Raw genomic sequence first — 12,053 nt, 5'->3', positions numbered from 1 at the left:
CCGTGCGCCACTTCGCCAACATCGCCGACCAGGAACCGCTGTTCCTCCGACCGCCCGAGGACGTCACACGGGACAGCCCCCAGGACCTCCGCGCGGTGGCCCTCGGCGCCACCCTGTACACGCCGGGGATCCGTCCGGACCTGGTGCGGGACGTCCGCCGGCAGACCGAGCTCGGCGCCGGGTCGATCGTGCTCTGCCTGGAGGACTCCGTCGCCGACGACGACCTGCCCACGGCCGAGGCGAACGTCGAGGCCGCACTCCGCACCCTGACCGAGGAACTCGACTCGGCGACCCTGCCCCAGCTGTTCCTGCGGGTGCGGACGCCGGAGCACTTTGCACGACTGCTCGACCGCTTCGGCAGCCGGGCACTCGATGTCCTGGCCGGGATCGTCCTGCCGAAGTTCGAGAACCCCGACGGTGCCGGTGCCCAGTGGTTCGAGGTGCTCGACGCCGCGAACGAGGGACGAGCCACCGGCCGACGTCTCCTCGTGATGCCGATCCTCGAGTCCCCCGCGATCATGCACCGGGAGTCGCGCACCGAGGCCCTCGCGGACGTCCACGACCTGCTGCTGGAACGGCGGGACGACGTGCTGGCCGTTCGGATCGGCGCGACCGACCTGTCGAGCGTGTACGGCCTCCGCCGGCCCTCGCACCTGACCGTGTACGACGTGCAGGTGCTCGCGTCCGTGATCGGCGACGTGGTGAACGTCCTCGGTCGTGCCCGTGACGGCTTCGTCGTCGCCGGGCCGGTGTGGGAGCACTACCCCGACTCGGACCGGGTGTTCCGCACGCAGCTGCGCACGACGCCGTTCCAGGAGGCCGGGGACCTCAAGCTCCGCCGGCAGCTGCTCCTGGAGGGCTTCGACGGACTCCTCCGCGAGGTCACCCTCGACCGCGCGAACGGACTCACCGGCAAGACGGTCATCCACCCGCGCCACGTGCCGCTCGTGCACGCGATGTCGGTCGTCAGCGACGAGGAGTTCTCGGACGCCTCCGACGTGCTCGCCAACGCGACGGGCGGTGTCGCCGCCTCCCGGTACGGCAACAAGATGAACGAGATGAAACCGCACCACGCGTGGGCGGAGCGCACGATGCTCCGGGCCCGGGCGTTCGGTGTGGCCACCCCGGACGTGACCTACGTCGACCTGCTCGAGCGGAGCCTCCCGTGACCACGACCACCCCCACGGCCGCGCTGCCGACCCCGGACGAGTTGGGCGTGGTCCTCACCGACGCGCCCGCCGTCCCCGGGGCCGCGCCCGGCGTGCCGCTGTCGTCCCTCGTCCGCGTGGCGCTCCGACGGAACCCCCGACGCGCGCACCTGCTCGTGTCCACCGTGCTCGCGAAGCACGTCCCGACCGTGCCCGCCGTCGCGCTCCTGGCCGGTGAGGCCCTCGGTGCCCGGGTCGCCGACGTCCTCGACGGTGGCGCGCGCCTCGACGGTGCGGCCGCCGCGCGACTCGGGGCCGTCCTCGACCTGCAGCAGCAGACCGACACGGCCACCGGAGCCGGCGACGAGTCCCCGGCACACGACGGCTCCGACGCCGTCCACCGGGCCGCGACGACGCTCCGCACCGACCTGGCCGCCGTCCGACCGACCCTGCCGGACGTGCTCGTCCTCGGGTTCGCCGAGACCGCGACCGCCCTCGGCGCGACCGTCGCCGAGGCCCTCGGTGCCGGGTACCTGCACTCGACGCGCCACGACCCGGCCGGGGCGACGCCCGCCGCCGGCTTCGACGAAGCGCACTCACACGCCACCGCGCACCGCCTGCTGCCCGCCGAGGACGACTGGCTGCCGACCGACGGCACCGTCGTCCTGGTGGACGACGAACTGAGCACCGGCGCGACGGCCCGCGCCACGATCCGTGCGCTGCACGCCGTCGCCCCGCAACGGCAGTGGGTCGTCGCCGCACTGGTCGACCTCCGGTCCGACGCGGACGTCGCCGCCACCGAGGCCCTCGCCACCGAGCTCGGCGCGCCCGTCGTCGTCGTCGCCCTCGGCCGCGGTCGGGTCGCCCTGCCCGACGGACTCACCACCACGGCAGCGGACCTCGTCGTCACGGCCGCCGCGCCGCTCACCACGACCGTCGGCGGACCGACGACGGACGGGAGGCACGCGCCCAGCCCGACAAGCGCCTCCCGTCCCGACACGGTCACCGTCGTGACGGCGCCGCCCACCGCCGTCGACCGCACCGGGACCCCCGCCTCGCGCGTCCGCACCCCGCGGACCGACGTCGAGGGCATCGCCGCCGACCTCGCCCCGGTGCTGACCGACGAGTCGAGCCAGGTGCCGTCGCGCATCCTGGTGCTCGGCACCGAGGAGCACATGGCCACGCCGCTCGCCGTCGCGGACGCACTCCGCCGCCGGACGACCGCGGACGTCCGGTCCTCGACCAGCACCCGCTCCCCCGTCGCCGTGTTCGACGACCCGGCCTGGCCGATCCGCTCCGGCATCCGGCACCGGTCCCACGACGTCACGGTCGACGGCCCCGGCGAGCGGTACGCGTACAACGTGCACGGCTTCGACGCGGTCGTCGTCGTCCCCGAGCCCGGCACTGACCGGGTCGCGCTCGACGGCCCCGACGGCCTGCTCGACGTCCTGACGACGGTGACGCCCCGGGTGGTGCTCGTCGACAGCGCCCTCGAACCCGCGGGTACCGCCGCGTCCTCGCCCCGTCCACTCACCGGTCCGTCGTTCGGGTCCTACGAACCCGACGAGGTGACCTGGTTGCTGCAGGACCTCGCTGACGCCGCACTCGAGGCGGACACCGCCGACCGGGAGCGGGCCATCCAGCTGGAGGGCGCTAACTACGCCGAGTCCCTGCCCGTCGAGTACGTGCCGTCGGAGTCCTACGAGGAGCTGTACCGCGACGCCCTCGGGCGGTCGGCGGACCGGATCGCCGAGGCGGTCGGCATCGTCACGGACCTGGTCCTCCGCGACCGACCGAACGCCGTGCTCGTCTCCCTCGCCCGCGCCGGCACGCCCGTCGGGATCCTCATGCGCCGCTGGGCGGCGGAGCAGCACGGGGTCCGCCTGCAGCACTACACGGCGAGCATCGTCCGTGGGGTCGGCATCGACGAGACGGCGCTCCGCTGGCTCGCGGCGCACCACGACGCGTCCCAGGTCGTCTTCGTCGACGGGTGGACCGGCAAGGGCGCCATCACGCGGGAGCTGACCGACGCGCTCGACCGGTTCGCGGCGACCGACGGTGTCCGCTTCGGCGACGAGCTCGCCGTCCTCGCCGACCCGGCCGGGTGCACCCCGCTGCACGGCACCCGCGACGACTACCTGGTGCCGTCGGCGTGCCTCAACTCGACGGTGTCCGGGCTGGTGTCGCGGACGGTGTTCAACCGCGCGTGGACTCCGGAGGGGACGCTGCACGGGGCGAAGCAGTACCGGGAGCTCGGTGCCCGCGACCACTCCCGCTCGTTCGTCGCCACCATCGCCGAGCGGTTCGCCGCTGTCCGCTCCCGCGTCGACGCGGCCCTGGCTGCCGACGGTGGCCCGGAGTCGCGCGTGGTCGACTGGCGCGGCATGCGGACCGTCGAGGCGATCGGAGCCGAGTACGGCATCACCGACCTGCACCTGGTGAAACCGGGTGTCGGTGAGACCACCCGAGTGCTGCTCCGTCGGGTGCCGTGGCAGGTGCTGGTGCGAGACCCGGAGGACGTCGACATCGCCCACGTCGTCGCCCTCGCCCGCGAGCGGGGCGTGCCGGTCGTCACCCGACCCGACCTGTCCTACAGCTGCGTCGGGCTGATCCACCCGCTCGGCAGCCGGGTGACCGAGACCGGTGTCGACCCGGCCGGTGTCGACCCGGCCGGTGTCGACCCGGCCGGGGCCGCCACGACCGCCACGGGGACCGACGCGTGAGTGCCCTCGTCGGGTTCGACCTCGACCGCACCGTGGTCTACTCCGCCGCCGCGCTCATGCTCGACGGGCCGGACGAGGACGCGCCCTCGCTCGTCGTCACCGAGGTGTACCAGGGCCAGCCGCTGTCGTTCATGACCCGTCGTGCGGAGCGTGCCCTGGAAGCCCTGGCCGAGACCGCCGTCGTGGTCCCGGTGACCACCCGGACGGTCGCCCAGTTCCAGCGCATCCGGCTCCCCCTGCCGACGACGGGGTGGGCCGTGACGACGAACGGCGCCGTCGTCCTGCACGATGGCGTGCCGGACGAGTCCTGGACCGCAACGCTGCGCGAGGAGGTGGCGGCGACGTCGGCACCGCTGCCCGAGGTCGAGCACCGGCTGGCCACGGCGCTGCCCGAGGGGTCCGTCCTCCGCACCCGCCGCGCCGAGGACGTGTTCGTGTACGCCATCGTCGAGCGCTCCGAACTGCCCGACTCCGCCGTCGAGGCCTTCGCCGCCGAACTGGCCGAGCTCGGCTGGCGGGTGTCCGTGCAGGGCCGGAAGCTCTACGCGGTCCCGACGCCCATCCGGAAGGAACGTGCCCTGGCGGCCGTCGCCGACCGCACCGGAGCGACCCGGACCATCGCCGCAGGTGACTCGTTGCTCGACCGCGAGATGCTCGCGTGGGCGGACGTCGCGATCCGGCCCGCGCACGGCGAGTTGCACGCCGTGGGGTGGACGGCGCCGAACCTCGTCGTCACCCGGGCGCAGGGCGTCCTGGCCGGCGAGGAGCTCGTCGGACTCGCTGCCGCCGCGGCCGCCGAGGTCCCGGCGCGGGCCTGACCGGAACGCAGAACGGGCGGTCCTCCCGCAGGAGGACCGCCCGTTCGTGCTCCCGAGGGGAGCGAGCTGCTTACTTGCTGAAGCCCTTGAAGCGCTGGTTGAACTTCTCGACGCGGCCGGCCGAGTCGAGGATGCGCTGCTTGCCCGTGTAGAACGGGTGCGAAGCGGACGAGATCTCGACGTCGATGACCGGGTAGGTCGCACCGTCGAGCTCGATGGTCTTGTCGCTGTTCGCGGTCGAACGCGTCAGGAACGTCTCACCGGAAGCCAGGTCACGGAAGACGATGGCGCGGTACTCGGGGTGGGTTTCGGTCTTCATGGGGATTCCTCGGTGGATCGCGATGACGGAAGATGGGAAGTCGTGTGGCCTACGCCAGCGGACCACGTTACCAGACCGCGGCGCGCATCGGGAGCGCTCGAGGCTGTGTCGTGGCTGCTCAGACGGCTCGGGCGGTCCAGCGTCCGGCGTCCTGCGTCACCGTGAGGTCCACACCGAACGCCGCGGAGAGCGTCTCGGCGGTCAGGACCTCGGCGATCGGACCGGCGGACTGCACGTGGCCGTCGGCGAGGACGAGCGCGTGCGTGAAGCCCGCGGGGATCTCCTCGACGTGGTGGGTGACGATGACGATCGCCGGCGAGTCCGAACTCTGCGCGTAGCCGCCGAGCGTCCGCACCAGACTCTCGCGGGCGCCCAGGTCGAGCGACGCGGCCGGCTCGTCGAGGAACAGCACCTCGGGGTCGGTCATCACCGCACGGGCGATCTGGACGCGCTTCTGCTCGCCGTCGCTGAGCTCCCCGAAGCTGCGCTCGGTGAAGGCACCGAGGCCCCACTCCTCGAGCACCCGCTGGGCACGTCGGACGTCGAGCTCCTCGTACTCCTCGTTCCAGCGCCCGGTGACGGAGTACGCGGCGGTCAGGACCACGTCGATGACCTTCTCGGTCATCGGGATGCGACGCGCCAGGGCGGTCGACGCGAAGCCGATCCGGGGACGGAGTTCGAACAGGTCGGCGCCGCCGAGTTCGGTCCCGAGGACCTCGACGTCACCGGAGGTCGGGAAGGTCTGCGCACCCGCGACCTGCAGCAGCGTGGTCTTGCCGGCACCGTTCGCACCGAGCACCACCCAGCGCTCGTCGTCCTGCACCTCCCACGAGATCCCGTCGAGGATGGTGGACCCGTCACGGACCACGGAGACGTCTGACAAGCGCACGACCGAGGGCATGCCGCCAGCCTAGACGAGCACGGTCGGCTCCCCCGTCAGCGCCGCGCGTCCGGCTGTCCACGGGCGACGGACGGGAGGCCCGGTGCCGGTCTCGGGGACCGGCACCGGGCCTCCAGGCCGTCGGCTCGTGTGCCGCGGTCAGCGACCGGCGAGCACCTCGTCGTAGACGGCACGGGTCTTGGTCGCGATCGCGCCCCAGGTGAACTCGCTCTCGACACGGAGTCGACCGGCACGGCCCATCAGCTTCGCGAGCCCGAGGTCGTCGAGCACCTCGTTGAGGGTCGCGGCGAGGTCGGCCACGTACCGGTCCGGGTCGGTCGGCGTCCCGGTGCCGTCGGTCGCCTGGTCGATCGGCACGATGCGGCCGGTCAGGCCGTCGGCGACGACCTCCGGGATGCCGCCGGTCTTCGTGCCGACCACGGGGATGCCGCAGGCCATGGCCTCGAGGTTCACGATGCCGAGCGGCTCGTAGATCGACGGGCAGACGAACACGGTGGCGCTCGACAGGACGTTGACGATCTCGCGGTGCTCGAGCATCCGGTCGATCCAGATCACGCCGTTCCGGCGGGTCCGCAGGTCCTCGACGAGGCCGGTGACCTCGGCGAGGATCTCGGGTGTGTCGGGAGCGCCGGCGCAGAGGACGACCTGGACGTCCTCGGGCAGCGACGCCACCGCACGGAGCAGGTAGGGCAGCCCCTTCTGCCGGGTGATGCGACCGACGAAGACCACGCTGGGACGGTCCGGGTCGATGCCGAGCGCTCGGACGGCGTCGTCGTCGCGCTGGGGCTTCCAGTCGTCGATGTCGATGCCGTTGTAGACGACCTTCACGCGGGACGGGTCGATCGAGGGGTACGAGCGCAGGATGTCCGCGCGCATCGCCTTCGACACCGCGACGACGCCGTCGGCGTTGGTGAACGCCTCGCGCTCCATCCAGCTGGACAGGCGGTAGCCGCCGCCGAGCTGCTCGGCCTTCCACGGACGGAGCGGCTCGAGGCTGTGGGCCGTGACGACGTGCGGGATGCCGTGCGTCAGCTGCGCCAGGCGTCCGGCGGAGTTGGCGTACCAGGTGTGCGAGTGCACGAGGTCGGCGCCCTCGACGTCGGCGGCGATCTGCACGTCGGTGCCGAGCGCCTGCAGCGCGCCGTTCGCCTGTTCGAGGCCCGCCGGCGTGCGGTAGGCCGACACGCCCTGTTCGTCGCGGAACCCGCCGAACGCCCGGACACGGACGTCGGTGTCCGTCCCGGAGCGCAGCGCCGCGGTCAGCTGGGCAACATGGACACCGGCACCGCCGTAGACCTCCGGCGGATACTCCCTGGTCAGTAGATCGACTCGCACGGGTTCAAGGTAACGGTTTCCCAGTGCTGACGCCTACTGTGAGCGACATGGCAACGAAGAAGGTATTCGGCATCGTCCTGGCCGGCGGCGAGGGCAAACGGCTCATGCCGCTCACCGCGGACCGCGCGAAGCCGGCCGTGCCGTTCGGTGGGAACTTCCGCCTCGTGGACTTCGCGCTGTCGAACCTGGTCAACTCCGGGCTCCAGCGCATCGTCGTCCTGACGCAGTACAAGTCACACTCACTCGACCGGCACGTCTCCCAGACCTGGCGCATGGAGGGGCTGCTCGGCTCCTACGTCGCCTCTGTCCCCGCACAGCAGCGGCTCGGCAAGCGCTGGTTCGCCGGCTCCGCCGACGCGATCCTGCAGTCCCTGAACCTGATGCGTGACGAGCGGCCCGACATCGTCGTCGTGGTCGGCGCGGACCACGTGTACCGGATGGACTTCTCCCAGATGGTGGAGGCGCACATTGCCTCCGGCCGCAGCGCCACCGTCGCGGCGATCCGGCAGCCGATCGAGCTCGCCGACCAGTTCGGTGTCATCAAGGTCGACGACGCGGACCCGACCCGCATCGAGGCGTTCCTCGAGAAGCCGAAGGACGCCACCGGCCTGCCGGACTCGCCGAACGAGGTCCTGGCGTCGATGGGCAACTACGTCTTCGACGCCGACGCCCTGGTGGACGCCGTCCTCCGCGACGGCCAGATCGAGTCGTCCGACCACGACATGGGCGGCGACATCATCCCGGACTTCGTCGCGCGTGGCGACGCCGGCGTGTACGACCTGCAGCGCAACGAGGTCCCCGGGTCGAACGACCGCGACAAGTACTACTGGCGCGACGTGGGCACGATCGACTCGTTCTTCGACGCGCACATGGACCTCATCGCCCCGGTCCCGGTCTTCAACCTGTACAACCAGGACTGGCCGATCTTCAACCAGCAGACGAACCTGCCGCCGGCCAAGTTCGTGCGCGACGCCAACGGCAACACCGGCGCGACGGTCGACTCCATCGTCTCGCTCGGCTGCCTGCTCTCCGGCGCCCAGGTCGAACGCAGCGTCATCGGCCCGTGGGCGACGATCGACTCGCAGGCGAAGGTGCTCGACTCGATCGTCTTCGAGCGCGCGACCATCGGCGCCGGCGCGATCGTGAACCGGGCGATCCTCGACAAGGACGTCGTGCTCGCACCGGGCGCACACGTCGGCGTGGACCGGGAGGCCGACGAGGCCCGCGGCTTCACCGTGACCGACTCCGGCATCACCGTGGTCGGCAAGGGCGTCCGCGTCGAAGCCTGACCCGTTCGCTCCGCGTCGTGACCCCACGACGTCACGGGGCACCCGACCCCGCTACCGTGGTCGGGTGCCCCGTTTCCTCGTCGTCCTCGATGCCGACTCGACGCTGCTCGAGGACGAGGTCATCGAGCTCCTCGCCGACGCGGCGGGGACCCGACCACAGGTCCAGACGGTGACGGAGCGCGCCATGCGCGGGGAGATCGACTTCGCCGAGAGCCTCCGGGAGCGGGTCGCGACGTTGGCGGGCCTCCCGGTCGACACGTTCACGCGCGCCCAGCAGGCCGTCCGCGTCACCCGCGGCGCCGACGAGCTCGTGCGCGGGGTGCACGCGGCCGGCGGCACGGTCGGCGTCGTGTCCGGGGGTTTCCACGAGGTGCTCGACCCGTTCGCCGCCGGGCTCGGCCTCGACCACTGCCGGGCCAACCGGCTCGAGACGCGGGACGGCGTGCTCACCGGGCGGGTCGCCGGCGCGGTCGTCGACGCCCGGGCCAAGGCGGACTCGCTGCGGACGTGGGCTGCCGCCGACGGCGTCCCCCTGACCCGGACGGTCGCCGTCGGGGACGGTGCCAACGACCTGGCGATGATGGCGGTCGCTGCGTTGGCCGTCGCCTTCGACGCGAAGCCGCGCGTCCGGGCCGAGGCGGACGTCGCGGTCGTCGACCGCGACCTGTCCGTCGTCCTGGCCGCGCTCGGTCTGCGCGGCTGACGCCCCGCTGCGCCGCCGCGCCGCCGGCGGCTGACGGCCGCAGGCGGGGCCGGCGACGGCCGGCAGAGCCGGCAGCGGGTCAGGCCGTCAGTGGCCCATGCCGAGGCCGCCGTCGACCGGGATGACCGCGCCGGAGATGTAGCCCGCGCCGTCGCCCGCCAGGAAGAGCGTGGCGTCCGCGACGTCGTCGACGCTGCCGTAGCGCGCCGCCGGGATCGCCTTCTTGAACTCGGCCTGCAGCTCGTCGGAGAGCGCTGCCGTCATGTCGGTCTGGATGAACCCGGGCGCGACGACGTTCGCGGTGATGCCGCGCGACCCGAGTTCGCGCGTGATGGACCGTGCCATGCCGACCAGCGCGGCCTTCGACGACGCGTAGTTGACCTGCCCGATCTGCCCGTACGCCCCGACGACGCTCGACATCAGCACGATGCGGCCGAACTTCGCCTTCATCATCCCCTTCGTCGCACGCTTGACCACGCGGAAGGTGCCCGTCAGGTTCGTGTCGATGACGCTCGTGAAGTCCTCTTCCGACATCCGGAGCAGCAGCTGGTCGTTCGTGATCCCGGCGTTGGCGACCAGGACCTCGATCGGACCGAGCGCGGACTCGACCTCGGTGAACGCCCGGTCGACGGACGCGGTGTCGGTGATGTCGGCCTGCACGGTGAGCGCACCCTCGGGGCCGCCCTGCCCTTTCCGCGACGTGACGGCGACCCGGTGTCCGGCGTCGACGAAGCGGGCGGCCAGCGCGTGGCCGATGCCGCGGTTGCCGCCGGTGATGAGGACGGTACGGGGGGTGGTCATGGTCGCTCCGTTCGCTGGTGGTCGCTGGCACGCCGGGACCTCGGGTGTCCGGACACGCCCGGACGAGCCTACCGGTGCACTCCCCGACGGCCGGTCTCCGCACGACCGGCCGGATGTCGTACCCCGGGCGTAAACTGGAGTCCGGCAGACGGAGACCCCACCGCATGAACCGCAAGAACCCGCAGAACCCGAGCGGCCCGCGCATCCAGCTCCAGCGTTCGGCGCCGGAACACGTGACCGCGGAGCCGATGTCGTCGCAGAACATCACGACACTCCCGGACAACCCGGATATCGACCGTGCCCACCGGCTCTCCCGCTACGTGTGGCAGATGGCGTTCCGTGTCGTCTGCTTCGTCGGTGCCGTGCTGATCTGGAGCGCCTGGCACTCCTGGATCGCCGTGCTGCCGATCGTCGCCGCAGCCGTGGTCCCGTGGGTCGCGGTCGTGCTGGCGAACGCGGGCAACCGGACCGGTGGTGACGTCGTCCGACCGGGTGGTGCGATCGAGCTCTACGACGCCGTCGACCCACGTCTCCGTGACGAGCAGGAAGAAGCGCGCGCCCAGGCCTACCGCGCCGAGCAGGAGCGTCTGCGCGACCAGGCCCAGCGGGCGCAGGAGGACTGGCAGCGCAACGGCGACCGCTCGCGCGTCTGGACGGCACGGAACGGCGGCCGCCGCTGATGGGATCGACCTTCGACCTGTTCACCGAACCCGGCGCGACGCCGGTGTGTTCGCGGGCCGGTTGTTCGTCGACGGCAGCGTGGCGGGTGAACTGGCGGAACCCGCGCATCCACGCCGAGGACCGCGTGAAGATCTGGGCCGCCTGCGACGACCACTGCGACTTCCTCGCCGACTACCTGCGCTCGCGCTCGTTCCCGGTGCGCGTCACCGGCATCGACGACGACGTGAAGAACCTCGACGACACCACCGCGCGCGTCGCGGGTGACGGGCGATGACCGAGGGCTTCGACCCCGGTTCCCGGTACGGCCGGCGCCACGCGGCCCGGATCCGGCAGGCCGGAACGACGACCTCGAGCAACGGCATCGGCTCCCCGGCCGACGGCCCCACCGCACCGGTCCGCGGCGACGACCCCACCGAGCCCTTCGTCGGCTGGCACTTCGTCCGCAGCCGCCGCTGGCTCGGCTACTTCGCGATCGCCGTGGCGTTCGCGGTCGTCTGCACCCTGTTCGGCATGTGGCAGTGGGACCGTCGGAACGAAGCGGTCCGCCAGAACGACCAGATCGCTGCGAACTACGACCACGCACCGGTGCCGGTCGATCAGGTCCTCCCCCGGGCCGGCACGTGGAGCAACGACCTGACCTGGCTGCGTGCGAGCGTCACCGGCCGGTACGACACCGACCACCAGCTCCTCGTCCGCAACCGCGTGCACAACGGCCAGCCCGGGTTCGAGGTCCTCACCCCCCTGGTCACCGCTGAGGGCCGCGCCTTCGTCGTCGACCGCGGCTGGGTGCCGACCGGCAACCGGCAGGACGCCCCGGACAGCGTGCCGGCTCCCCCGACCGGCACCGTCACCGTCGTCGTGCGTCTGCAGCAGTCCGAGCCGCGCATCCCCGGCCGCACGGACCCGGCGAACACCGACCAGGTGCAGTCCGTCACACTGCCCGACGTCGCCGACAAGGCCGGTCACCCGATCTGGACCGGTGCGTACGGCCAGCTCGACAGCGAGACGCCCGCGCCGACCGAGCGCGCACCGCTCGGCTGGGACCGTCCGAGCGCCGACACCGGCCTGCACCTCAGCTACTTCATCCAGTGGTTCCTGTTCGCCGTCGGGGGCTTCGGCTTCCTGGCGTACGTGATGGTGCAGGAGTACCGGAACCTCAACCAGGACGACCCGGAGGAGCGCGAGCGCGCCCTCGACCGGCAGCGCCGCAAGGACGCGAAGCCGAAGTCGGACGCCGAGATCGAGGACGAACTGCTCACGTCAGGACGCTGACGGGCCGGCGGCCGAGGCGTCCGTACCGACGGACGGGAGGCCCGTGGCGATGTCGCCACGGGC

The 12,053-nt window shown here is 72.2% G+C and carries 12 protein-coding genes; 8 read left to right on the top strand and 4 right to left on the bottom strand.

Annotated elements, in window-relative coordinates:
• Positions 1-2: 2 nt before the first annotated feature.
• Genes E9228_RS01770 through E9228_RS01760 form a run of 3 tightly spaced genes read left to right on the top strand, consistent with a single transcriptional unit; the run spans position 3 to position 4,689 of the window.
• Positions 3-1,169, top strand: a complete 1,167-nt coding sequence (locus tag E9228_RS01770) for an HpcH/HpaI aldolase/citrate lyase family protein (RefSeq protein WP_166778886.1) — start codon at positions 3-5, stop codon at positions 1,167-1,169.
• Positions 1,166-3,871 (top strand): phosphoribosyltransferase domain-containing protein, encoded by a 2,706-nt coding sequence (locus E9228_RS01765; RefSeq protein WP_208385441.1) that lies wholly within the window; start codon positions 1,166-1,168, stop codon positions 3,869-3,871. The genes E9228_RS01770 and E9228_RS01765 overlap by 4 nt, the downstream gene beginning before the upstream one ends.
• Positions 3,868-4,689: an HAD family hydrolase gene (locus E9228_RS01760; RefSeq protein WP_166778884.1), complete on the top strand. Its 822-nt coding sequence runs from the start codon at positions 3,868-3,870 to the stop codon at positions 4,687-4,689. Before E9228_RS01765 ends, E9228_RS01760 begins: the two co-directional genes overlap by 4 nt.
• Before the next feature lie 70 nt (positions 4,690-4,759).
• Here the strand turns inward: E9228_RS01760 and E9228_RS01755 are convergent, their stop codons facing one another.
• The 3 genes from E9228_RS01755 to glgA form a co-directional block, all read right to left on the bottom strand.
• Positions 4,760-5,008, bottom strand: a complete 249-nt coding sequence (locus tag E9228_RS01755) for a type B 50S ribosomal protein L31 (protein ID WP_071275272.1) — start codon at positions 5,006-5,008, stop codon at positions 4,760-4,762.
• A gap of 118 nt (positions 5,009-5,126) precedes the next feature.
• Positions 5,127-5,909 carry an ABC transporter ATP-binding protein gene (locus tag E9228_RS01750; RefSeq protein WP_166778883.1) on the bottom strand — a complete coding sequence of 261 codons (783 nt, stop codon included), beginning with the start codon at positions 5,907-5,909 and terminating at the stop codon, positions 5,127-5,129.
• Between the two features lie 138 nt (positions 5,910-6,047).
• Positions 6,048-7,244, bottom strand: coding sequence for a glycogen synthase (gene glgA / locus E9228_RS01745; RefSeq protein ID WP_166778882.1), 1,197 nt, complete (start codon positions 7,242-7,244; stop codon positions 6,048-6,050).
• Positions 7,245-7,291: 47 nt separating this feature from the next.
• Here glgA and glgC point away from each other — a divergent pair, with 47 nt between their 5' ends.
• Both glgC and serB read left to right on the top strand, forming a co-directional pair.
• The gene (gene glgC / locus E9228_RS01740; RefSeq protein WP_110902493.1) at positions 7,292-8,533 is read left to right on the top strand and encodes a glucose-1-phosphate adenylyltransferase; all 1,242 of its coding nucleotides are present in this window, start codon (positions 7,292-7,294) and stop codon (positions 8,531-8,533) included.
• A gap of 64 nt (positions 8,534-8,597) precedes the next feature.
• A complete protein-coding gene (gene serB / locus E9228_RS01735) occupies positions 8,598-9,236 on the top strand; it encodes a phosphoserine phosphatase SerB (protein ID WP_166778881.1) in 639 nt (212 codons plus the stop codon).
• Between the two features lie 87 nt (positions 9,237-9,323).
• Here the strand turns inward: serB and fabG are convergent, their stop codons facing one another.
• Positions 9,324-10,037, bottom strand: coding sequence for a 3-oxoacyl-ACP reductase FabG (gene fabG / locus E9228_RS01730; RefSeq protein ID WP_166778880.1), 714 nt, complete (start codon positions 10,035-10,037; stop codon positions 9,324-9,326).
• 164 nt (positions 10,038-10,201) lie between these two features.
• Here fabG and E9228_RS01725 point away from each other — a divergent pair, with 164 nt between their 5' ends.
• From E9228_RS01725 to E9228_RS01715, 3 genes are read left to right on the top strand one after another with little or no spacing between them, the layout of a single operon-like run.
• Positions 10,202-10,717, top strand: coding sequence for a DUF3099 domain-containing protein (locus tag E9228_RS01725; protein WP_208385440.1), 516 nt, complete (start codon positions 10,202-10,204; stop codon positions 10,715-10,717).
• Positions 10,717-10,992 (top strand): hypothetical protein, encoded by a 276-nt coding sequence (locus E9228_RS01720; protein ID WP_166778879.1) that lies wholly within the window; start codon positions 10,717-10,719, stop codon positions 10,990-10,992. The genes E9228_RS01725 and E9228_RS01720 overlap by 1 nt, the downstream gene beginning before the upstream one ends.
• The gene (locus tag E9228_RS01715; RefSeq protein ID WP_166778878.1) at positions 10,989-11,990 is read left to right on the top strand and encodes an SURF1 family cytochrome oxidase biogenesis protein; all 1,002 of its coding nucleotides are present in this window, start codon (positions 10,989-10,991) and stop codon (positions 11,988-11,990) included. Before E9228_RS01720 ends, E9228_RS01715 begins: the two co-directional genes overlap by 4 nt.
• Positions 11,991-12,053 lie beyond the last annotated feature (63 nt).

The organism is Curtobacterium salicis (assembly GCF_011759505.1).
Classification (GTDB): domain Bacteria; phylum Actinomycetota; class Actinomycetes; order Actinomycetales; family Microbacteriaceae; genus Curtobacterium; species Curtobacterium salicis.
Note: the sequence above shows the minus strand (reverse complement) of the source record. Positions and strands in the feature narration are given on the sequence as shown.